Source organism: Acinetobacter sp. ANC 3813, from assembly GCF_002135435.1.
Lineage (GTDB): Bacteria > Pseudomonadota > Gammaproteobacteria > Pseudomonadales > Moraxellaceae > Acinetobacter.
Genome location: NZ_NEGK01000001.1, coordinates 332,162 through 353,923 on the forward strand (window position 1 = coordinate 332,162; position 21,762 = coordinate 353,923).

Below are 21,762 nucleotides of genomic sequence, written 5' to 3' on the forward strand. Positions count from 1 at the left end.
TTTCAAAATACTGATCTATAGTCATTTATAAAATAGTTTATGCTTTATTTTACTGAGCTTCGTTATTTAAAAACACCATAAAATGATCAAAATAGCCGCTCATTGAATTGGCGTCATAAATTTTGCCCAATTTATCAAAACGCTTATAGCCCAGCTGCGTGGTCACGTTAATCACCCCGGTTAATGTTTTATCCACCACAACATTAAACTTCAGCATTTTTTTAGGCTGGCGGATTAAATGCGTGACCCCTTGATCCACCACCTCAGTAAAGGCTTTTAATGCGGGCGATACATAAGCATTGTTGCCGTCTTTCATTTTTTCGACATGGCTGAGCAGTTCATTGGCCAATGAATAATCGATGGGATAAATCACATAAAATTGACCCTCTTTTTCGATGGTTAAATCCCGCAAATAATTGACCATCGGCACCAGACGATCATTGCCGAAAAAAGAGACCGACCACGGCATATACTTGCGCGTCGTATCTACAATTTGCTGAATGACTTTTTCAGATTCATGATCGCCAGATTTAGACACTTTTGCGATACTGCCAAAAACTTGGTCAATAATTTCGCAGGCGATATCTGCCAGATTTTCTCCCAGCGGCTTGGCCAAACTGGATGCATCCCCCGAATTTAAACGATGATGCAGGTCAATAAACCGCTGATGGGTTTCAGGCTGTATTTTTAAAGAAATATTATAACTCATTCGGCGGCTCCTCTTTTTTAATTATGGCGGCTGCGAATTTTAGCTTTCAAACATGACATTAGCATAAAATTAAACTGAATATCCTAGCAATTCACTCCACATTTAACGTCAGCTCATACGTTTTTGCATAAAAGCAAGCTGTCTAAAACCTTATTTTTTTTGCTACAATGGATGCAATTTTTTATCTACTTTTGATCTGTTTAGACTATGACTGATTCAGCGCAAAATATTGCTACGACCTACGATCCAACCGAGATCGAAAAAAAATGGTACAAGACTTGGGAAGAGCGTGGTTATTTCAAACCATCTCAAAAAGGTGAATCATTCTGTATTATGATTCCGCCGCCTAACGTCACAGGCAGCTTGCACATGGGTCATGGTTTTAACAATGCCATCATGGATGCCTTGACGCGCTACAACCGCATGTCAGGTAAAAACACCTTATGGCAGCCGGGTACGGACCATGCAGGTATTGCAACGCAAATGGTTGTTGAACGCCAGCTTGGCGCTGAAGGCATTAGCCGCCATGACTTAGGCCGTGAAAAATTCATCGACAAAATCTGGGAATGGAAAGAACAATCTGGCGGAACAATTACCCGTCAAATTCGTCGTTTAGGTTCTTCGGTAGATTGGTCACGTGAACGCTTCACCATGGATGATGGTTTATCCAATGCAGTGAAAGAAGTGTTTGTAAAACTACACGAAGATGGCTTGATCTACCGTGGTAAACGCTTAGTTAACTGGGATCCAAAACTCCAAACTGCGCTTTCTGACTTAGAAGTTGAGTCTGATAAAGAAGAAGCAGGCTCATTGTGGCACTTCAAATACTTCTTTGAAGACAAATCACTACGCACGCACGATGGTAAAGATCACATCGTGGTTGCAACCACGCGTCCTGAAACATTACTTGGCGATACAGCGGTTGCAGTTGCACTGGATGATGAACGTTATGCAGCTTTAGTTGGCAAAAACATCATTCTGCCAATTACAGGTCGTGCTGTTCCAATCGTTAAAGATGAATATGTAGACAAAGAATTTGGTACAGGCTGTGTGAAAATCACCCCTGCGCACGACTTCAATGACTATGAAGTGGGTAAACGTTGCGAATTACCAATCATCAATATCTTCAACAAAAATGCTGAAGTGTTGGCTGAGTTTGAATACATCGCGAAAGCGGGCGAACAAATTTCTAAAACCATTCCTGCTCCTGCGGACTACATTGGCTTAGAGCGTTTTGAAGCACGTAAAAAGTTAGTAGAACAAGCTGAAAGCGAAGGCTGGTTAGACCAAATTCAACCATACACGTTGAAACCACCACGCGGTGACCGTTCAGGTGTAATTGTTGAACCATTATTGACAGACCAATGGTATGTAAAAATTGCACCGCTTGCTGAGCCTGCAATTAAAGCGGTGAAAGATGGCGACATCAAATTTGTACCTGAGCAATACAGCAATATGTACATGGCTTGGATGAACAACATTCAAGACTGGTGTATCTCGCGTCAATTGTGGTGGGGTCATCGTATTCCAGCTTGGTACGATGCTGAAGGTAACGTATTTGTCGGCCGCGATGAAGCTGAAGTTCGTGCGAAAAACAGTATTGCACCTGAAGTTGAATTGAAACAAGACGAAGATGTATTGGATACATGGTTCTCTTCTGGCCTTTGGACATTCTCAACTTTAGGCTGGACTGGCGACGCGGCGAAAGATAAAGAAAACTATTTCTTAAATACTTTCCACCCGACTGATGTGCTTGTAACTGGTTTCGACATCATCTTCTTCTGGGTTGCCCGCATGATCATGATGACCATGCACTTCATGAAAAATGAAGACGGCACACCACAAGTTCCGTTTAAAACTGTGTATGTACACGGTTTGGTACGTGATGGTGAAGGTCAGAAAATGTCTAAATCTAAGGGCAACGTGCTTGACCCATTAGACTTGATTGACGGTGTTGATCTTGAAACTTTAGTACAAAAACGTACAACTGGTTTGATGAACCCGAAACAAGCGGCGAAGATTGAAAAATCAACACGTAAAGAATTCCCTGAAGGCATTCAGTCTTACGGTACAGATGCGGTTCGTTTCACATTCTGTGCGCTTGCCAATACAGGCCGTGACATTAAATTCGACATGAAACGTGTTGAAGGCTACCGTAACTTTGCCAACAAAATCTGGAACGCAACGCGTTTCGTGATGATGAACTGCGAAGAGCAAGTGATTGGTCAAGAAGTACGTCAAGACCTTTGGGAATTACCTGAACAGTGGATCGTAAGCCGTCTGCAAAAAGCGGAACAAGCAGTGCAAACAGCATTCGCGACTTACCGTTTAGACTTGGCTGCACAAGCGATTTACGAGTTCATTTGGAATGAATACTGTGACTGGTATGTCGAGCTGACTAAGCCTGTTCTGAATGACGAAAATGTATCGGTTGAGCGTAAAGCTGAAGTACGTCGTGTTCTACTTGCTGTGATGGAAGCGTCTTTACGTTTAGCTCATCCGTTGATGCCATACTTAACAGAAGAAATCTGGCAAACGCTTGCGCCGAAACTGAATATTTCTGGCGAAACAATCATGTTGGCTCAGTACCCTGTTGCTGAACAAGCATTGATTAACGAACAAGCTGAAGCGGATATGCAATGGCTGCAAGGTTTGATTGGTGCGGTACGTAACATCCGTGGTGAAATGGGTCTAGGTAATGCTCGCTTGTTGCCTGTTCTACTTCAAAACACCACTGATGCTGAAAAATCACAGATCGCGCGTATTGAACCGTTGTTTAAAGCATTGGCAAAAGTTGAAAGCATTACTTTCCTTGCAGATGCTGAGCAACCGCCATTGTCTTCATCAAGTGTTGTCGGTCATGTGTCTGTATTCGTTCCAATGAAGGGTTTAATTGACCCTAAAGCGGAATTGGGTCGTTTGCAAAAAGACTTAGACAAGGTTCAAAAACAGCATGACCAAATTGCAACTAAACTTTCTAACGAAGGTTTTGTGGCTAAAGCACCTGCGGCTGTAGTTGAAGGTGAGAAAGTGAAACTTGCTGAGTTCGCTGACCAGTTAGCGAAGATTAAAGCGAATATGGAGCAAATTGCAGCGCTTTAATGTGTTGTTAGTTTGATCTAATTTGTGTATAAAGGGCTGATTATTCAGCCCTTTATTTTTTAAATGAAAAAATTTAATTTCGTATCTAAGTTTAGCTCTACTTTTCTTAGAAAGGGGAAAACCTTATTTACCATTCAAACTCAATCAAACTATGAGAACCAAGAAGAAGAAAAACAAAAAGAACAAGAAGAACGTTTGAAAAAGTTATATTACATAGCTGTCAAAACCCGTAACTTTGAGATTACGCAATTAGTTCAAAGAAATAACTTCTTTATGATTTTTCAGGGTGTGCTAATTGCTTGCATAATTTATTCAAATAATACTGTCCCTTTCATACACACAGCAATTTGCTTTGTAGGTATTTTCATCTCATTTTTTCAAATGCAGATTGCTGCTGGGGCTAAGTTTTGGCAAGATTACTGGGAGTCAGAAGTAGACATTTGTGAAAAAAAACTTAAAAAATTCTATGAAAATATTAAGAAAACACATTTCCATCAACTATTTAATAAAGATACTGTAGAAATACAACATACTCTTTATTCTAAATATTTTAAGAGACTAACCACACGACTTTTTATAAAAGAAAAATACGATACTGAATATTTTCTATCTCGGAGTACCTTAACTACCTATAATCCTTTTGCAAATATAAATGATCGTATTCTAACTAAACCATCAGTCAGTAAAATTCCTATCAAAACAGCTAGATTACTTTTGATAACTTGGATTTTCCTATTTATATCTTCAACCTTTATAGGTGATTATATTTACAATAATACTTTATCGCATCGTATCTTTACAGGCTTTCCTGGTAAGTCTGTAGCTAGTATAGATATTCGCAATCAAATATCTCCTGATCGAGATGATGGTTATGATGGTTATGATGGTTATGATGGTTATGATGGTTATGATGGTTATGATGGTTATGATGGTTATGATGGTTATGATGGTTATGATGGTTATGATGGTTATGATGGTTATGATGGTTATGATGGTTATGATGGTTATGATGGTTATGATGGTTATGATGATAATAGATATAAAAAAGAAGATTCAAAATATTGTATTTTTGAATGGTGCAAAGAAAATATAGAGAAATAAATATGAGTGGTTATGATTTAGAACAAAAGCTAGTTATCGGTTTAGCTTCAAGTGCTCTTTTTAATTTAGAAGAATCTGACAAAGTATTTAGAACTGAAGGTGAGCTTGGATATCGTGAATATCAAAAAGAAAATGAAAACAAATTATTAGAACCAGGGGTTGCATTTCCTTTCATTCAGCGTTTGTTAAATCTAAATAGTATCTTTCAAACAGATAAGCCCTTTGTTGAAGTCATTCTACTTTCGCGTAACGACCCTAATACAGGTTTACGTGTAATGAACTCCATAGAGCATTATGGGTTAGGTATTAAAAGAGCTATCTTTTTGCAAGGTCGCACACCGCACAAATACATTGATGCTTTAAATATTAGTTTATTTCTGTCAGCCAATGAAACTGATGTTAATCAAGCAATCCTTGCAGGATATCCAGCTGGTTTAATATTAAAAGGTCATATATTTGATGTCGCTCATGATGAAGAATTACGTATTGCATTCGACTTTGATGGAGTCATTGCGGATGATTCATCAGAACAAGTCTATAAAGAGAGTGGACTTGGTGCATTTATTGAAAATGAAAAGAATCTCGCAGATCAACCCGCTAATGAGGGCCCACTCCATAAGCTTTTAAAAGAATTATCTACACTACAAAATGAAGAGCTTAAATATCAGTCTCAACATTTAGATTATAAAAGTCGCTTGAGAATTTCTATCGTTACTGCACGTAATGCACCTGCACATAAACGTGTAATTAATTCTTTACGCTCATGGGGCATTGAAACAGTAAATGAAGCTTTTTTCTTAGGGGGAATTGAAAAACGTAAAGTTTTAGAAATACTACAACCTCATATCTTCTTTGACGATCAAGTTACTCACCTTGAGAGAACTGCTGATAGTATTGCATCTGTTCACATTCCTTTTGGGGTAGCTAATAAAAAAGCTGATGTTAAACAATCTACAACTTCTAATGATATGAACAAACTTGCAGCAGAAGATAGTTAATTTTTAAGCCCTCTCCCATGGGGAGAGGGAATTTTCCATTATTAATTTACTTTTAGCTTAAGATATATATTCAACAACTCTTCCAAAAGTACATCCATTCGCTCCAACACATCATGATTCCAATAGCGCACCACCTTTAAATCCAGAGCCTCTAAAAACTTTGTCCGCTCAGCATCGTATTCAATTGCATCATCCGTTCCATGCTGACCACCATCTAGCTCAACCACTAAACCAATTTCATGACAGTAAAAATCCACAATATAAGGTTCAATTACATGCTGACGTCTAAATTTTAAATCCATAAACCGCTTGGCACGTAAGACTTGCCACATCAGGCTTTCAGCATCGGTGGCTGTTTGCCGCATGGATTTGGCGAATTCTAGTAACTGGGGATCTATTTTCATTTTTATGTTCCCTCTTAAATTTGTTGTCATTATACGATACGTAATGAAGTTCCCTCTCCTCTCAGGAGAGGGCTAGGGAGAGGTGAATCTAAAAACACCCCTCACCCCGACCCTCTCCCAAAGGGAGAGGGAGAAAAGCAAAATCTAAAGAACCCCACGCTCCAACATCATCTGCAAACCACTCTCTTTCTGCATATACCCCAGTCTCTGCTTTTCTACTTTTACCTGCTGTTTTAAAGCCGAAGTATCCACATCTATCTTCTTATACAAGTCCTCAATATTCAGTTTGCCTTTCGACTTCTGCACGGTAATTTTGGCGCTTTCAGACCACACTAGAGCATTAATCAGATCATCTATTTGGTTTTGCAGTTTCTGACATTGCGCATCCAGCGCCATTTTATAAAACTTGATCTGTTCTGCACTTAAGCCCTTTTGCGAACTGCTTTGACTCGACTCAACCTGCAGCTGTAATTTCAGCAGATAAAATAAATCCTGCTGTTCATAGGCTTCATTGGCACGCTGAAATAATTCTGTTTTTTCTAATTTCTTAGTTTCGTCTTGTTCACGGTCTGGGTGAATACTGGCCGCAATTTTTAAATACACCGTTTTTAATGACTGCTCGACTAGCTTTTCTGCTTGTTTCCGCTTTTCTTGCTGACGTTTCAGTTTGGCCTGTTCACGCGCTTGGCTATACTGCTCCCCGCTGCAATCCTCATGCTCCCATTCAGCATTTTTCCAATCCACTTCACCATCTTGCATGCTGTCATTTATGCTTGAAGCATCATCAGCTGAATCATTTTTCTTTTTACTTTTCTTATTCTGCGCATGTTCTGCCGTTTGCTGATAATACGCATACAGCTCATCCACCTTTTGCAGTTGATTCGAGCTTAATATTTTTGATGAGTGCAGCATTTTGGCTAATGCATAAATTTTATCGTCCAGCTGCGCAGCATCCGCTTTGCTGAACTCATAACTGCTTAGGCTACTCCAAAGCTGTTCTAATTGCTTAAATAACACTTCATGCAGCTCTGCATATACAGGGACAAAGCGCTTGCGGCTATAGCTCTGAATTTCTGATTTTGCATTTTCCCATGCCGCCAATTCCCTTTTCAGCTGTTCAATTTGATCAATTAAACGGTTGAGCTTTTTTTCAGGTGTAGAAAGCTCAATATTTGGCTGAACCGTGGTTTTTAAATCAAAAGACATGATCAATCAAAATAGAAAAGAAGCACTATAGCAATTTTGGCAGCACCAAGAAATAACGCAGACAGGCCGATCTAGCCAAGCCACCAGCTGCAACATCTATGCAATCAGTCAGTTGCACATTTATGCCTCAATGATGCCCGATAGAAGGATGAAATACTGGCTAAATCATTTGATTACATATGAGAACATAGACATTCAGTGGTTTACTGAAGCAGTTAGATGCTCCCTCAACCATAAATACAGCCCATCACAATTATATAAATTTATATTTAATATCAATATTTTAAAAATATATTTTCAAAAAATAGCGACTTTTTATCGGTCAACCAATCTTAGCATTTTGTCTAAGCTAAGCATGCTTCGGATTCACTATGGCACATATTGTGCTGTACTTTTCTTATATTCCTAAGCCATAAAAACTGTTTAAATCATAACCATTTACCGTTAACAAATCGTAAAAAAATTTGCTTGAGCAATTCTTCAAATCTCGCTTAAGATGAAATCTAATGTACGCTTTTTGTACATGCCAGAAATCATCTTTGCAACAACCAGATGGCTTTAAACCATCGACAATTAAAGCAAGTGATGAACAAGCAATAAAAAGGAGTTTTGCCAATGATCTATAAACGCACCATGACCTCCCTGTTCTGTGCAAGTGCTCTCATGCTCGGTCTAAGTGCCTGCAGCGACAATAAAGCTCCATCTGCGGATAAGCCTGCGGGCGGCGAAGCAACAGCTTCCGACTCAGGTACTTTAGATAAAATCAAAAAGTCCGGCACCATTGTTTTAGGCTACCGCGACTCATCTATTCCTTTTTCATATATTGCAGACAATCCAAATCAGCCAGTCGGCTATGCGCATGACTTGCAGCTTAAAGTTGTAGAAGCGGTCAAAAAGAAACTGGACATGCCAGACTTGAAAGTCCGTTATAACCTAGTGACCAGCCAAAACCGTATTCCACTGGTCTCTAACGGCACTGTCGATTTAGAGTGCGGTTCAACCACCAACAATAAAGAGCGCCAGCAGCAAGTGGCTTTCTCTACAGGCTTCTTTGAAGTCGGTTCCCGCCTGCTTACCGCCAAAGACTCTGGGGTAAAAGATTTTGCTGACCTTAAAGGCAAAAAGTTAGTGACCACTGCGGGGACAACGTCTGAGCGCTATATCCGTCAGCATGAAAAAGAATTAGGTATTGGCGAAGTCATTTCTGCCAAAGACCATGCAGAATCATTCCTGATGCTGCAAAATGGCCGTGCAGCTGCCTTTATGATGGATGATATTTTGCTGGCGGGTGAAAAATCGAAAGCCAAAGATCCGAATAAATGGGAAATTGTCGGTACTGCGCCAATTCATGAAATTTACGGCTGCATGATGCGTAAAGGCGACACTGGCTTTAAACAAGTGGTTGATGATGCGATCAAAGCGACTTACAGCTCTGGCGATATCAACGCGATGTATAAAACGTGGTTCCAATCTCCAATCCCGCCTAAAAACATTAACCTCAACTTCCCAATGTCAGATCAGTTGAAAGCGCTGATCAGCAATCCGCATGACCGTGACGAATAATCATCCCTAAACATTCAAAATACGCTTAAGCCAAAAGGATTTTGGCTTAAGCTAAATAAAGGGAGTTCCTATGAATTATAGCTGGAATTGGGGTGTGCTCTTCCAATCCACAGGTGTGGGAGATTCCACTTACCTTGGCTGGATTTTAATTGGCTTAGGCTGGCTGTTTGTCATCGCGCTGGTGGCTTGGAGCATTGCTATGGTGCTCGGCAGCATTTTGGGCATTATGCGCACCTTGCCTAGCCCAGTTGCCCGCGGCATTGGTACAGCCTATGTGACCATTTTCCGAAATGTGCCTTTATTGATTCAATTGTTTATCTGGTTCTATGTCGTTCCCAATTTTCTGCCAGCGCCAATTAAAAACTGGTGGATGAATGACTTAGGCGCCAATACCACGGCTCTTATTTCTGCCAGTGTCGGTTTAGGCCTATTTACCGCGGCACGTGTTTGCGAACAGGTGCGTACTGGTATTGAAGCGCTGCCTTTAGGACAAACCAATGCAGGCTACGCCATGGGTTTCAGTACAGCGCAGCTGTACCGCTATGTAATTTTACCGCAGTCCTTCCGTACCATTTTGCCGCCTTTAAGCTCCGAGCTGACCAACTGTGTCAAAAACACGTCTATTGCTTCTTTGGTGGGGGTTGCGGAAATTATTTCTCAGATGAAAACCATCAGTGAATACACGCAAAATACCATCGAAATTTATACCTACGTCACCATTATTTTCATGGTCATTAATGTTTGCCTGATTGGCTTTATGACTTATCTGGAAAAGCGCCTGCGTGTTCCAGGCTTAATTGCAGGAGATAAATAATGGATTGGCTGACTTCATTTATTCAAGACTTGCAACAGTCTGGCCCTGCACTTTGGCATGGCATGAGCATCACCTTAAAAGTGGTGATTGCTGCTACCATTGGCGGTGTTTTCATTGGCACACTGCTGGCGCTGATGCGTTTGTCGTCCATTAAAGCCCTCAATATTTTTGCCAAAGGCTATGTGAACTTATTCCGTTCTATTCCTTTGCTGCTGGTGCTGATGTGGTTCTACTTTGCTGTGCCCTTTATTTATACGGGTATAACAGGCAATTATCTGACCATTGATACTGCACTGGTTTCCAGTATTGTGGCCTTTATGCTGTTTGAAGCGGCTTATTTCTCTGAAATTGTCCGTGCGGGTATCCAGTCTATTCCCAAAGGTCAAACCTCTGCCGCCTATGCGCTAGGTATGAGCTACAGTCAGTCTATGCGCTTGATTATTTTGCCACAGGCTTTTCGCAAAATGACGCCTTTGCTGCTGCAGCAAACCATTATCCTGTTTCAGGATTCCACCATGGTTTATGCCATTGGCCTTTTGGACTTTTTCCGAACCAACTACGTCCGCGGCGACTTAATGTCTCTCTTGACGCAATACATTCTTTTCGCAGGTTTGGTGTACTTCACTATTAGTATGATCGCAACGTATGCAGTTAAAAAATTACAACGGAGGTTAAGTGTATGACAGATCAAAAAACGATGATTGACCTCCAAAATGTCAGTAAATGGTATAAAGATTTTCAGGTACTCACTGATTGCACCACGCAAATTAAGCAAGGTGAAGTTGTGGTGGTCTGCGGGCCATCAGGTTCTGGAAAATCAACTTTAATCAAAACTGTAAACGGATTAGAGCCTTTTCAGTCAGGTCAAATCTTGGTTGATGGCATTTCTATTAATGACCCCAAAACCGACCTCAATAAACTGCGCAGCCGTGTAGGTATGGTATTCCAGCATTTTGAGCTGTTTCCGCATTTGTCTATCACTGAAAACTTGACCATTGCACAGGTAAAAGTTTTAGGCCGCTCAGAAGAGGAAGCGAAGAAAAAAGGCTTGGCATATTTAGATCGAGTGGGTCTAAGCGCGCAAGCTGGCAAGTTCCCAGCCCAGCTGTCTGGCGGTCAGCAGCAGCGTGTTGCGATTGCCCGCGCGCTGAGCATGGACCCCATTGCCATGCTGTTTGATGAGCCAACCTCTGCGCTAGATCCAGAAATGATTAATGAAGTGCTTGATGTTATGGTCGGCTTAGCCAAAGAAGGCATGACCATGATGTGTGTAACGCATGAAATGGGCTTTGCACGCCAAGTGGCTAACCGTGTCATTTTTATGGATCAGGGAAAAATTGTTGAAGACTGCACCAAAGATGAATTCTTTAACACACCGCGTGGCGAACGCGCACAGCAGTTCCTCAATAAAATTTTGCATTAATCCTGCATCTTTTAGTCAGCAAAGTGTTTATCCACTTCACTGACCATTCGATGTTTAAAAAAGCAGATCACTTGACCTGCTTTTTTCATTATTCTTTAGTGTAAAACCAAACGTGCGTTTTGCGGCTGCACTGGACGACTGTTGCCATGCTGAAACATCTGACTGAATATTTGCAGCTGCGCCTTTGACGCCTGCTGTATATCTTTCAGCACAATCCAGCGCACGCCTTCTGTACACGGCGGTGTGGTTAAAGACCCATTAAAGCGGTAATACTCTAGCTGCTTAGGCAGCAGCGAGGCTGCTTAGGCAGCAGCGAGGCTGCTTGGAACGTGACTTTCTTTTTCGTTGCCTGCGGCAATGCAGCCAATTTTTGCAATGTTTTTAATGCCTGATTTTCACTGCCTTCTTCGTACATCAGCGCGACAACTGCCAGTTCTCCTGCCGCATTGACATGCACCAAATGCAGCTCCATAGGATACTGTTTGCCTAACAAAGTATTTTCGCTCGGCGTATGAATATGAAACTGTTTCAGCTGAAATGGCTGACCATCTAATAGGACAAATGCGCCCTCCATAACATTCAGCTGCAGCGTATGTTCATTTTGAATGATTTGCTGCACCTCTGCCTCATAACTGAACTCTAGCGGTGTTAAAGCGGCATTGACTGTTTCTGAAATATTAATAGGCGACTGATTCTGCCCTTCACAAGCCGCATATTGAGCATCTAAATTGGCCCAATGTGCAGGTGCTGTCGATCCGGTATAGCTCCAAGCTGATCCAATACTATCCGCTGCATTTACCTGTGCTGCCGCAGCCGCCAAAAATACGGCCATAGCCGTCATGCTCTTATACAATTTAAAGCCCTCATCTTTAATCTATTTTAATGCCGCAACAGATTGAAAGAGCTGCTGCTAAATTTCAAAACTAAAGCTGCCAATGCTGTAAGGGTTTGTATCTGAAAATAAGGATCAGCTGCACATAAACGTCAACTGTGCTTTTCGAGTGCAATTTCTTCGAAATTCTTCCAAGGCTGATTTATCTTTTTTTAAATTACAGCCCTTTTCTAAATTGGAAACATTTGTGCACCCCGACAAAACACCTAAATAAAGTTGATAGATTAATAAACATTAAGCATTGATATTTAATAAATTTATATAAATATTTCATATTTAAATTTGCACCAAAATAATTCGATATTTGCTTTTTTGCTTTATATCGAGTCTTTTTTCTATTTGTTCCAAATCAATCAAAATTTCCCTTAATCCCCCCTCTGTTAGAAAAAATCTGTATAGATATACTTGGCTTCTTTTGTGACACTACGCACTACTTTAGGACTCACAATGCAAAATATTGATTTACTTTTTCTCCTCCTTGGTGCAGTTCTAGTGCTCGCGATGCATGCCGGCTTTGCTTTTCTTGAGCTGGGTACTGTGCGCCATAAAAACCAAGTGAATGCTTTAAGCAAAATTTTAACGGACTTTTCTATTTCAGCGATTGCCTACTTTTTCGTGGGTTATTACATCTCCTATGGTCAGCACTTTTTCCATATTGGCCCGACACTCGCAGCAGATCACGGCTACAATTTAATGCGCTGTTTTTTCCTGCTGACTTTTGCAGCAGCCATTCCCGCCATTATTTCTGGCGGGATTGCAGAACGCGCCAAAATGCGTTCTCAGGCCATCGCAACCCTATTGCTGGTCGCTTTGATCTATCCTCTGTTTGAGGGCATGATTTGGAATGGCAACTATGGCTTGCAAGGCTGGCTAGAGCGTACTTTTGGCGCAAGCTTCCATGACTTTGCAGGTTCGGTGGTGGTGCATGCTATGGGCGGCTGGATTGCATTGGCGGCTGTACTGCTGCTTGGCCCGCGCTATGGACGCTATAAAAAAGATGGCCGCATCAGCGCGCATCCACCATCCTCTATTCCTTTTCTTGCACTCGGTTCATGGATCTTAATTGTCGGCTGGTTTGGCTTTAACGTGATGAGCGCACAGCGTCTAGATGCCATTTCAGGCTTAGTGGCCATCAACTCTTTAATGGCAATGGTGGGCGGTACGCTCGCTGCCAATATGGTCGGCAAAAATGACCCAGGCTTCTTGCACAATGGCCCCTTAGCAGGATTGGTCGCAATCTGCGCAGGCTCTGATATTGTTCACCCTGTAGGCGCATTGGTGATTGGCATGTCGGCTGGAGTTATCTTTGTTAAACTCTTTACCTATACGCAAAACAAATTAAAAATTGATGATGTACTCGGGGTTTGGCCTTTGCACGGCGTATGCGGCGCTTTTGGCGGTATTGCAGTGGGTATATTCGGGCAGCAGTGGCTGGGCGGTTTAGGCGGTGTATCTTTTATATCGCAATGCATTGGCACAATTTTAGCGATTGCGATTGCTATGGGCGGCGGATTTGCGGTGTACGGCATCTTAAAAGCCACGATGGGTATTCGCCTTAGCCAAGAGGAAGAATTCCGCGGCGCAGATTTGTCCATTCACCGCATTACTGCAAACTCTGAAGATAATATTTTCTAAGCACAGCGCGTCTATAAATCAACATAAAGAATGCGGTCAAAATGACCGCTTTCTTGTTTTAAAACTGAACTCAAAACTAGCGCTGTAAATAATCCCAGATTTGATCCAGCCGCTGAATTCGGTTTGAAATCATCAGCTGATCAGTATGTGCATGAAAGCCTTCCAGCAATACAGCTTGCATGCCAGCGCCCAAAGCACCCTGCACATCATTTACTGGATGATCACCAATAAATAAGCAGTGCTCTGGCGCAATTCCAAGTTTTGCACTGGTTTGCAGGAAAATCTCAGGTTTAGGCTTACTTAAGCCTGCCTGCTCTGAACTGACAATTTCATCAAAGAAATGACTGAAACCTAAACCTTTTAAAATATTTAAACGTGTAGCATGACCGCCATTGGAAATAACCGCCAATTTATAATCACGATCTTTTAAACCTTGCAGCAACTGCTCTGCGCCCTGCATAGCGACTGCATGCGGGCCAAAATGGCTAAACCAAAATTCACTTAAATCTTCTAATTCTGGGGTGGAATTCCAATGCAGTTCCCGCTGCAAAGCATAGCCAACTGATGCACCTATACTGGCATGCGTCAGCAGTTCTTTTTGAGGATAGCCGCCATTGTCTATACGGTGAATAATGCTTTGAATTTTAGCTAGATCGACATGCTGCAAACGCGCAGCATAATACGCTGCAAGAAACTGGCTATAGGCGGCAATACTCTGCCCACGGTGGGTTAAGGTATTGTCCAGATCAAATAATACAGCCTGTATGCGCATATATATCCAATTTATTCAGCATGTTTTCACTCACTTTAGCATATTCATCTTCTCTGCTATTTCAGCATCTTTGATATGCATAGCAAGCATTTGAAAATAGCCATTTTTAACTTTTTTAAGCCATCTTTAAGCTGAATTTGCTGCAATAAGGCATTCTTAAAATACGCTACCCTTCATGAACGACTTACAGCGCTTTACTTTTATTCAATCCATTTTTTTGCTGTTTACGGCTGCAGTGCTGTGGGTATTTTTTCCTGTAGGCGGTGCGCTGGATTTAAGCCTGATTGAACCTTGGATGAATGAAACAGGAAATTTCCCGCTGCGCTATGACTGGGCATTGGCTGTACTGAATCATAGCTGGGTTAAAACCCTGCTGATTGCAGCCTATATGTTGATTCTTTTGCAATGGCTGGCCACTTTTAAAATTGACCGAATGAAAGCACAGCGTTTTGAATTGGGCTATTTTTTTGCCGCCGCCATGCTTTGCACCATCATTGTGGGTATTTTAAAATCACAATCTGCGCATGCCTGCCCTTGGAATATGACTCTACCTGCTCCGCATGGCTTCCTCTGGGAATTCAAAGCTGAACATGGGCACTGCTTTCCGGGCGGCCATGCCTCTACAGGCTTTGCTTTTATGACAGGGTATTTTGCTTACCGGCTTTCGCAGCCCAAACGCGCATACTTCTTTTTATGTACAGGCTTTATTTTAGGATTTGCCATGGGCTGGGCGCAAATGATGCGCGGCGCGCACTTCCTCAGTCATAATTTATGGACAGCTTGGGTCGTGTGGTGCATCAATGTTGTGGTCTATGCGCTTTGCTATAAACGCATTAGCGCACAGAAAACCAATCGAGTGCCTAGCGCCAATGTTGAAACATCCATCTTGCCGCAAGTTTAACTCAGCCTGTGCTCGCGGCGAGAAAATTAAAATATACAGCTTAAGAATTAAGATGCTAAAGGCAGCCGCACGGTAACACTTAAACCGCCTAGACTTTCACTGCTGCCGAAACTTAAAGTACCGTGCAAGCGCTCTACAGCTTTATCCACTATGGATAAGCCCAAACCGCTGCCAATCTCTTGATGGTTCTGCACTCGATAAAAGCGCTTTAAGATTTTTTCATGCAATGCAGGATCTATACCCGGCCCGCTGTCTTCAATTTGAATGACGGCCATGGTATCAGCTGCATATACCGATACATTAATCACGCCGCGCTCTGGCGTATACTTAATCGCATTATCAATTAAATTATAAATCACCGAATGCACAGCGGCTTCCTGTGTATGCAGCCGCAATTCCTGCAGACGCTCCATGCCTAAATCTATTTCTTTTTGCATAGCCAAATCCATCAGCGACTCGACACAATTCGCGGCAGTCACGTTCAATAGAAAAGACTGGCTATGTTCAAATTCAGGCAATGATGCATCCTGTTTGGCCAAACTTAAGAGCTGAGCAACCAAATGCTGCATACGCACTAAACCTAAGGCCAGATTGTTCAAAGCCTTATGTTCTGGATACTCTTGCAGCAGGACTTTAATTTGCAGATTCAATGCTGTAATGGGCGTGCGCAGCTCATGCGCCGCATCGGCAATAAATTGGCGCTGTTCATGCTGCGACAATGAAATCCGCTGAAATAACCCGTTCATTTCATCAATGGTCGGAGCGATTTCAATGGGATAAGGATCAGATTGAATGGGAGACAATTCTTTTGAATCGCGCTGTGACAGTTCAGATTTAAAATCATCCAGCGGCTGTAAAATACGGCTGATCATCCAGCTCAAGCCCCACAGCACAAAAGGCATGAATATCACATAAGGTAGAAACATGTTGCCCGCCAGCTCTAAAGCTAAATTTTGGCGGACGGACTGCTGCTGGCTCACCTGCACTTGATACGCTTTTAGAGGCAGCACATAAGTACGCCAAGTATCATTGGACGTTTTATGCGTATAAAAACCTTCTTTTTCAATCGGCTGAAGCAGCAGATTAAATTCATGAGATTGATGCGCTTGCGCTGAATATGGCCAAACATCAACAAATAAATCTTCTTCATGATAGTGCTTTGCTGGATCAAATTGGCTTTGCATCGGCACAGGCTCATGCGCGGCAACCCGCTCCGCCAAATTCTTCATCTGCGAATCTAAAATTTCATTGGTTTCTTCCAATGAAATTTTATAAGCAGCCACCATCAACAGGCAGCCCAAAATTAAACTGAAAAATGAAGTATAAAGAATCAGCTTCCGCTTTAAAGAATTGCCACTCCACAACGCCATATGTGCAAAATCCTGTCTGTTTACAGCTGGCCTAATCGATAGCCTAAACCGCGTATGGTGCGGATAAAATCTTTGCCCAGCTTATTGCGCAAATGATGCACATAGACTTCGATGGTATTGCTGTTAATTTCGCTATCGAAATCGTACAGCTTATCTTCCAAATTGGTTTTAGAAAATATTTTATTGGGATGTGTCACTAAGGGAATTAAAATCGCCCATTCACGGTTAGACAAATCGATATATTCGCCTTTAAATTTCGCCAAATGCTGCTCTACATCTAAGACCAGATCACCATAAGCGAGTACTGAGTGGCTGTTTTGCAGCTGCTCCTTGCCGCTGCGGCGCAATAAGGCATGTAAGCGCGCCAGCAATTCATCAAATTCATAGGGTTTAATCAGATAATCATCTGCACCTTGATTCAGGCCATCAACCCGCTGCTGCAGCTGATCTCTGGCTGAAATAATCAATACTGGCAAAATCGGGTGGCTTTGACGGATTTGTTTAAGCACTTGCATGCCATCCATCATGGGCAATCCTAAATCCAGCAGCACAGCATCCACTTTTTCTTGCTGAATTTTCTTTAATCCATCAATTCCGTTATTGACCCAAATCACCTCAAAACCTTGATATTTCAGCAAGGTCTGAGTTGATTCCGCAATCATGAAATCGTCTTCAATAATTAATATTTTGATCATCAGTCCGCTACTCACTTAAGCTGCTGGCGCACAACTGTTAAGCATATCATTGTTCCTATCCTTCACCTTGGTGTTTATATCCAGCATACTCAGCAGGCTTGGGAATAAGTTATCCTGACTTAATTCTTTGCTTTTTTGCGCGCCAAGGCAAGCCATTTGCTGCGTATTTTCAGCTTTCCACGCTGGAGAAAACCACATGATCATAGGTACATGAGTTTGCTGTTCAGGCGCAATCGCATATGGCGCGCCATGCAGATACATACCATGCTCGCCAGTGGATTCACCATGGTCGGACAGATACCAAAAACCAGTCTGATATTTTTGATTGGCATTCAAAGTTCCAATAATTTGGCTCAAAACGTAGTCGGTATACACAATTGAATTGTCATAAGTATTGATCAGCTCCTGCGGACTGCAGCCTTGAATGGCATTGGTGTTGCATGTGGGTTTAAACGGCTGGTATTTTGCAGTGCTGCGCTCATAATAAGCAGGCCCATGACTGCCCATTTGATGCAATACAATCAAGCGCGGCGTATGGTCATTTTCTGGAATCGCATCAATATACTGTTTTAAACCATCAACCAAAATTTCATCATGGCATTCACCGCCTAAGTCGCTGCACCATTTCTTTTTCAATTCTGGACTGAACTGAACCTGTTCAACGCGGTTGCAAGTTCCTTTACAGCCTGAATTATTGTCTAGCCAAGCCACTTTATAGCCCGCGCGTTTGGCAATATCCAAAAGCCCTTCACGGTGGTTGGCCAGCTGTTCATCATATTGTTTGCGCGGCATGCCGGAAAACATGCACGGGACAGAAACCGCTGTGGCCGTGCCGCATGAGCTGACTTGGCTGAAATTTAGAATATCTAATTTAGACAGCTCTGGATTGGTATTTTTGCTGTAGCCATTTAATGAAAAGCTTTCCGCACGTGCAGTTTCACCCACCACCAGCACCATCAATTTAGGTTTGCTTTGATTCGAAACATCAATATTGCGGTGCGCATCCGTTCCATAAGCCACCAAAGGCAGGTTTTTTTTAGGCGCTTGATGGCGGTAGTACGACAGGCTTGAAGCAATGGCATTTTGCGGTGAAAGCATGCCTTTAAGATCACGGTGCTCGCGGAATATGGCTGCATAATCAACATAAAAAACAAAAAGCAGACTGCCGATCACCGCAAAAGATGCCAGCAAATTCACTGTTTTTTTGAGCAATACTTTAGGCAGTGCTTCCTTCAAAATTGGAATCTGGGTCATGAGCACAATGGGTAAAATGACCATAACAATCGACCACACGACCAAACGCATAGAGGCAAGATCTTTTGCTTCATTCGGGTCGGTTTGCATGGCATTTTGAATTTGATCAGGAGAAATGACCACACCTAGACTGCTGACAAAATACGCGCTGAAACCGCCGATAAAAAGCAGTACTGCCGCAACGACTTTCGCATTCCAGCGCCAATTCAGCAATTGAAGCAAAGCATTGTACAGCGCAATAACGACTATCACCGTTGCCGCTAAAAATAGCTGTGCTTTTATGCCTTGATAGGGCGTGAGCTGCTGAATTTTTTGATAAAAAGCCAGATTAAGCGCTAGACCAAGCCATAACGCGATCAATAAATTAAACTTTGTAAGTGAAATAGGCATAATTTTGTTTTTTAAGGCAGTGAATATGGTCAGCATCAAAATCATCGTGTTTTTTATCGATGCTGTTAAATTAATTGTTCAAACTTAAAACTTGCTTAAGTCATCAATCGCATTTTCTTGTTATCGCTCTAATCATATAAAAATTGCTTATAAATAAATAGATTAAATCATCTGAATTATTTTTTCTAAAAAAGAGAATTGCCCATTCGCACATTTAAAAATAGTAAAAGAATCAGAAAAAAGATTCGGATAAAACCGCTGCCATAACGTAAAGCTAAAAATGTGCCGCATAAGGCGCCAGCAATATTTCAAGCTGCAACCATGGCGCCTACCATCCATAGGACATTGCCCGTAGTGATAAAATACAGCAGTGATGCGCTGAAAGTGCCTAAGTTCACCAGTTTTGCTGATGCAGAAGCATTGAGAAAATCAAAGCCAAAGACTTTCACAAATAAAAAAGTAAAAAACTGCCGCTGCCAGGTCCAAAACGCCATCATAAAAACCGATCAAAGCGCCAAAGCCAACACCCAATAAAATCTCACGCACGCCCATGTGCATGGCGGTATGCAATTGGCCTAAATCTTTTTTGGCAAAAGTATAAATTGCCATCATAATCAGCAGGAAAAATACGGCATAACGCATCATGTTCTTGGGAATATAATCCACAGACATTGCACCCAAAAATGCAAATACAAATGCAGCCAGCATAATGGGCATGCATAACACGCCAAACGATTTTGATTCTTTTGATATACCCGAAAAAAGAAGATGCTGTGCCTGCCAGCACAGCAAGCTTATTGGTGCCAAATACTGTCGCCAAACTGTATTGCAGCAAGGCATGTATTAAGGAAGGCAATTGAACTACCCCCACCGCCCACGGCTGCATCAATCAGCCCCCCGCAAAATGCAAAGAAACCCAGAATGATAAGAACTTGATCAATATCCATATCAAGCCATGTTCAAATAATAAGCTTTTATCTTTATAGAATTATTATCAGCTGTCAATCGAAGCCACTTCCACAAAATGAGAAACCCCATTGCACCCTAATTATGGCAATTGCATGGTGATCCTAGCTCGATTTCTGCCTAATTCATGACTTTCCTATAAATGTCATAATTTAAGCAAAAAATAAAATTCAACTTTTTGCGCTCTGACTAGTCCATCCAAAAAAGAAAATAATAGTAAAAATACATTTTTAATCCTCAGTAGAAATCTGTTGCGTTTTCCTCAGCTCACGTCCCCAGATGCCAATGGGCACAGTGCTGAGCGCAGCAACTAGGACAATTGCTATTAAATAGCTGCTGTAGCCTAATGCATCCGCTGCTATGCCGCTCATGCTATACAATCCACCGCTGACTGTCGCCATCAGCCCCACCTGAAAAGTGAAATCAGTGCCTGCCAAATGTTTACGGCTGTATTGCATCACCACCGTAAGCATCACCACCAAAAGCATGGCGGATACCATGTCTTCCAGTGCATTCACTGCATAAATAATCCAAGGCTGCACGGCATGCGCCGCATCATATTGCCATGCCAGACATGCATAGGCGGCTAAACTCCCTATTTTAAGTATTGAGAACAGCATCAATACATGAAAGCGTGAGAGCAATTTTAAAGACAACCCTGAAATACCTGCCCCTGCAAGTGCGGCTGCAGCCCCCAGCATGGTCACATAAATGCCAATCTGACTGAAACTTAAACCCATATCCACCATTAGCGGTTTTAACACTGGCCCTGACAGCCCATCGGCAATTTTAAATGTGATCAATACCATCAGCCAGCAGCGTAATTCAGCAGTATGAATAAAGTAGTCTAAATACTCACGAATGATGGCCCACTGCGGCCGAATCGTGCTGTTTGACGTTTCTGCAGCTGAACTTTTCAGCTTTATTCGGTCGGCTTCTGAATAAAATAAAACAGGAATCGTATTCAGCAGGACTAAACCCGCTAAAATTAAAAAAGTGCTTTGCCACTGCAGCCAATCTAGCGCCCATAAAATGGCTCCGCCGCCCACAATAAAACCCAGCCGCGAACCAACGACCTGAAAAGTATTGCCCCAGTGCTGCTGCTCGCCTTTTAGGATATTGACCGCCAACCCGTCTGTCGCGATATCCTGCGTTGCGCCAATTAAATTCATGCTCAGCAAGCCAATAAAAAAACACAGCAGATAAAGCGGTTCATTCAAAGCTTGAATTGGTAAAAATGACAGTCCAATCAGCACGGCAACCGTCAGCAGCTGTGTAGGAATAATCCAAGAACGGTAGTGTCCATATGTGATGGAGCCAACACGGTCTACCCATGGCGCCCAAAAAATCTTTATCGACCACGGCAGCATCAATAGGCCGAAACCGCCAATATGCGCCAGCGATACCCCCTGCGCCCTTAAAATAACCGGCAAGGCGTGCGTCATAAAGCCGACAGGCAAGCCTTGCGCCCAATACAGCGAAAACAGCAGCACATATACATTGCGTATCTGCGGCATGAACGGTCCTTAATTCAAATTATTTATATTCACTCATCAAACAGCCATCT

At 42.2% G+C, this 21,762-nt stretch carries 19 protein-coding genes and 1 pseudogene; 9 read left to right on the forward strand and 11 right to left on the reverse strand.

The genetic code is table 11. The annotated features are described in order from the left end of the window. Window positions 1-49: 49 nt before the first annotated feature. Window positions 50-709, reverse strand: a complete 660-nt coding sequence (locus B9T34_RS01640) for a hypothetical protein (RefSeq protein WP_086211413.1) — start codon at window positions 707-709, stop codon at window positions 50-52. 207 nt (window positions 710-916) lie between these two features. Between B9T34_RS01640 and B9T34_RS01645 the strand changes: the two genes are divergently transcribed. From B9T34_RS01645 to B9T34_RS01655, 3 genes are all read left to right on the forward strand, one after another. Beyond that, window positions 917-3,811, forward strand: coding sequence for a valine--tRNA ligase (locus B9T34_RS01645; protein WP_086211414.1), 2,895 nt, complete (start codon window positions 917-919; stop codon window positions 3,809-3,811). A gap of 63 nt (window positions 3,812-3,874) precedes the next feature. After that, a complete protein-coding gene (locus tag B9T34_RS01650) occupies window positions 3,875-4,912 on the forward strand; it encodes a hypothetical protein (protein WP_139841240.1) in 1,038 nt (345 codons plus the stop codon). Between the two features lie 2 nt (window positions 4,913-4,914). Then, window positions 4,915-5,910, forward strand: coding sequence for a 5'-nucleotidase (locus B9T34_RS01655; protein ID WP_086211415.1), 996 nt, complete (start codon window positions 4,915-4,917; stop codon window positions 5,908-5,910). A 41-nt stretch (window positions 5,911-5,951) separates the two neighbouring features. On the opposite strand, the gene B9T34_RS01660 is transcribed toward B9T34_RS01655, so the two are convergent. Further along, on the reverse strand, window positions 5,952-6,314 hold the full coding sequence (locus B9T34_RS01660) for an endonuclease domain-containing protein (protein ID WP_086211646.1): 363 nt from the start codon (window positions 6,312-6,314) through the stop codon (window positions 5,952-5,954). 144 nt (window positions 6,315-6,458) lie between these two features. Next, window positions 6,459-7,520: a molecular chaperone DnaJ gene (locus B9T34_RS01665; protein WP_086211416.1), complete on the reverse strand. Its 1,062-nt coding sequence runs from the start codon at window positions 7,518-7,520 to the stop codon at window positions 6,459-6,461. Window positions 7,521-8,135: 615 nt separating this feature from the next. Here B9T34_RS01665 and B9T34_RS01670 point away from each other — a divergent pair. The 4 genes from B9T34_RS01670 to B9T34_RS01685 all read left to right on the forward strand — a co-directional run bounded on the left by B9T34_RS01670 (window position 8,136) and on the right by B9T34_RS01685 (window position 11,320). Beyond that, window positions 8,136-9,083 carry a transporter substrate-binding domain-containing protein gene (locus B9T34_RS01670; RefSeq protein ID WP_086211417.1) on the forward strand — a complete coding sequence of 316 codons (948 nt, stop codon included), beginning with the start codon at window positions 8,136-8,138 and terminating at the stop codon, window positions 9,081-9,083. Window positions 9,084-9,153: 70 nt separating this feature from the next. Then, window positions 9,154-9,897, forward strand: a complete 744-nt coding sequence (locus B9T34_RS01675) for an amino acid ABC transporter permease (protein ID WP_086211418.1) — start codon at window positions 9,154-9,156, stop codon at window positions 9,895-9,897. Further along, complete coding sequence (locus B9T34_RS01680; RefSeq protein ID WP_086211419.1) at window positions 9,897-10,580, forward strand: ABC transporter permease subunit; 684 nt, start codon at window positions 9,897-9,899, stop codon at window positions 10,578-10,580. Before B9T34_RS01675 ends, B9T34_RS01680 begins: the two co-directional genes overlap by 1 nt. Window positions 10,581-10,594: 14 nt before the next feature. Beyond that, window positions 10,595-11,320: an amino acid ABC transporter ATP-binding protein gene (locus tag B9T34_RS01685; RefSeq protein WP_171265104.1), complete on the forward strand. Its 726-nt coding sequence runs from the start codon at window positions 10,595-10,597 to the stop codon at window positions 11,318-11,320. A 95-nt stretch (window positions 11,321-11,415) separates the two neighbouring features. Here B9T34_RS01685 and B9T34_RS19090 read toward each other — a convergent pair whose 3' ends face one another. Next, a complete protein-coding gene (locus B9T34_RS19090) occupies window positions 11,416-11,544 on the reverse strand; it encodes a hypothetical protein (protein ID WP_416202695.1) in 129 nt (42 codons plus the stop codon). A gap of 50 nt (window positions 11,545-11,594) precedes the next feature. Continuing rightward, window positions 11,595-12,152 carry a carbonic anhydrase family protein gene (locus B9T34_RS01690; RefSeq protein WP_265733469.1) on the reverse strand — a complete coding sequence of 186 codons (558 nt, stop codon included), beginning with the start codon at window positions 12,150-12,152 and terminating at the stop codon, window positions 11,595-11,597. 507 nt (window positions 12,153-12,659) lie between these two features. Between B9T34_RS01690 and B9T34_RS01695 the strand changes: the two genes are divergently transcribed. Then, window positions 12,660-13,847, forward strand: coding sequence for an ammonium transporter (locus B9T34_RS01695; RefSeq protein WP_086211421.1), 1,188 nt, complete (start codon window positions 12,660-12,662; stop codon window positions 13,845-13,847). Between the two features lie 76 nt (window positions 13,848-13,923). On the opposite strand, the gene B9T34_RS01700 is transcribed toward B9T34_RS01695, so the two are convergent. Then, on the reverse strand, window positions 13,924-14,619 hold the full coding sequence (locus B9T34_RS01700; protein ID WP_086211422.1) for an HAD family hydrolase: 696 nt from the start codon (window positions 14,617-14,619) through the stop codon (window positions 13,924-13,926). A 175-nt stretch (window positions 14,620-14,794) separates the two neighbouring features. Here B9T34_RS01700 and B9T34_RS01705 point away from each other — a divergent pair, with 175 nt between their 5' ends. Continuing rightward, on the forward strand, window positions 14,795-15,520 hold the full coding sequence (locus B9T34_RS01705) for a phosphatase PAP2 family protein (protein ID WP_086211423.1): 726 nt from the start codon (window positions 14,795-14,797) through the stop codon (window positions 15,518-15,520). A gap of 47 nt (window positions 15,521-15,567) precedes the next feature. Here the strand turns inward: B9T34_RS01705 and B9T34_RS01710 are convergent, their stop codons facing one another. The 5 genes and pseudogenes from B9T34_RS01710 to B9T34_RS01730 form a co-directional block, all read right to left on the reverse strand. After that, window positions 15,568-16,890 carry a sensor histidine kinase gene (locus B9T34_RS01710; protein WP_086211424.1) on the reverse strand — a complete coding sequence of 441 codons (1,323 nt, stop codon included), beginning with the start codon at window positions 16,888-16,890 and terminating at the stop codon, window positions 15,568-15,570. A 20-nt stretch (window positions 16,891-16,910) separates the two neighbouring features. Next, the gene (locus tag B9T34_RS01715) at window positions 16,911-17,585 is read right to left on the reverse strand and encodes a response regulator transcription factor (protein WP_086211647.1); all 675 of its coding nucleotides are present in this window, start codon (window positions 17,583-17,585) and stop codon (window positions 16,911-16,913) included. Window positions 17,586-17,600: 15 nt separating this feature from the next. Continuing rightward, complete coding sequence (locus tag B9T34_RS01720; RefSeq protein ID WP_086211648.1) at window positions 17,601-19,265, reverse strand: phosphoethanolamine transferase; 1,665 nt, start codon at window positions 19,263-19,265, stop codon at window positions 17,601-17,603. 149 nt (window positions 19,266-19,414) lie between these two features. After that, a pseudogene (locus tag B9T34_RS01725) lies at window positions 19,415-20,176 on the reverse strand (sulfite exporter TauE/SafE family protein). A gap of 249 nt (window positions 20,177-20,425) precedes the next feature. Continuing rightward, window positions 20,426-21,712, reverse strand: a complete 1,287-nt coding sequence (locus B9T34_RS01730; RefSeq protein ID WP_086211425.1) for an MFS transporter — start codon at window positions 21,710-21,712, stop codon at window positions 20,426-20,428. Window positions 21,713-21,762: the final 50 nt, after the last annotated feature.

Excerpts from the sequence above, each read along its gene's own strand:
- B9T34_RS01640 (WP_086211413.1), bottom strand. The coding sequence starts at position 709 with ATGAGTTATAATATTTCTTTAAAAATACAGCCTGAAACCCATCAGCGG.
- B9T34_RS01645 (WP_086211414.1), top strand. The coding sequence starts at position 917 with ATGACTGATTCAGCGCAAAATATTGCTACGACCTACGATCCAACCGAG.
- B9T34_RS01650 (WP_139841240.1), top strand. The coding sequence starts at position 3,875 with ATGAAAAAATTTAATTTCGTATCTAAGTTTAGCTCTACTTTTCTTAGA.
- B9T34_RS01655 (WP_086211415.1), top strand. The coding sequence starts at position 4,915 with ATGAGTGGTTATGATTTAGAACAAAAGCTAGTTATCGGTTTAGCTTCA.
- B9T34_RS01660 (WP_086211646.1), bottom strand. The coding sequence starts at position 6,314 with ATGAAAATAGATCCCCAGTTACTAGAATTCGCCAAATCCATGCGGCAA.
- B9T34_RS01665 (WP_086211416.1), bottom strand. The coding sequence starts at position 7,520 with ATGTCTTTTGATTTAAAAACCACGGTTCAGCCAAATATTGAGCTTTCT.
- B9T34_RS01670 (WP_086211417.1), top strand. The coding sequence starts at position 8,136 with ATGATCTATAAACGCACCATGACCTCCCTGTTCTGTGCAAGTGCTCTC.
- B9T34_RS01675 (WP_086211418.1), top strand. The coding sequence starts at position 9,154 with ATGAATTATAGCTGGAATTGGGGTGTGCTCTTCCAATCCACAGGTGTG.
- B9T34_RS01680 (WP_086211419.1), top strand. The coding sequence starts at position 9,897 with ATGGATTGGCTGACTTCATTTATTCAAGACTTGCAACAGTCTGGCCCT.
- B9T34_RS01685 (WP_171265104.1), top strand. The coding sequence starts at position 10,595 with ATGATTGACCTCCAAAATGTCAGTAAATGGTATAAAGATTTTCAGGTA.
- B9T34_RS01690 (WP_265733469.1), bottom strand. The coding sequence starts at position 12,152 with ATGGCCGTATTTTTGGCGGCTGCGGCAGCACAGGTAAATGCAGCGGAT.
- B9T34_RS01695 (WP_086211421.1), top strand. The coding sequence starts at position 12,660 with ATGCAAAATATTGATTTACTTTTTCTCCTCCTTGGTGCAGTTCTAGTG.
- B9T34_RS01700 (WP_086211422.1), bottom strand. The coding sequence starts at position 14,619 with ATGCGCATACAGGCTGTATTATTTGATCTGGACAATACCTTAACCCAC.
- B9T34_RS01705 (WP_086211423.1), top strand. The coding sequence starts at position 14,795 with ATGAACGACTTACAGCGCTTTACTTTTATTCAATCCATTTTTTTGCTG.
- B9T34_RS01710 (WP_086211424.1), bottom strand. The coding sequence starts at position 16,890 with ATGGCGTTGTGGAGTGGCAATTCTTTAAAGCGGAAGCTGATTCTTTAT.
- B9T34_RS01715 (WP_086211647.1), bottom strand. The coding sequence starts at position 17,585 with ATGATCAAAATATTAATTATTGAAGACGATTTCATGATTGCGGAATCA.
- B9T34_RS01720 (WP_086211648.1), bottom strand. The coding sequence starts at position 19,265 with ATGCTGACCATATTCACTGCCTTAAAAAACAAAATTATGCCTATTTCA.
- B9T34_RS01730 (WP_086211425.1), bottom strand. The coding sequence starts at position 21,712 with ATGCCGCAGATACGCAATGTATATGTGCTGCTGTTTTCGCTGTATTGG.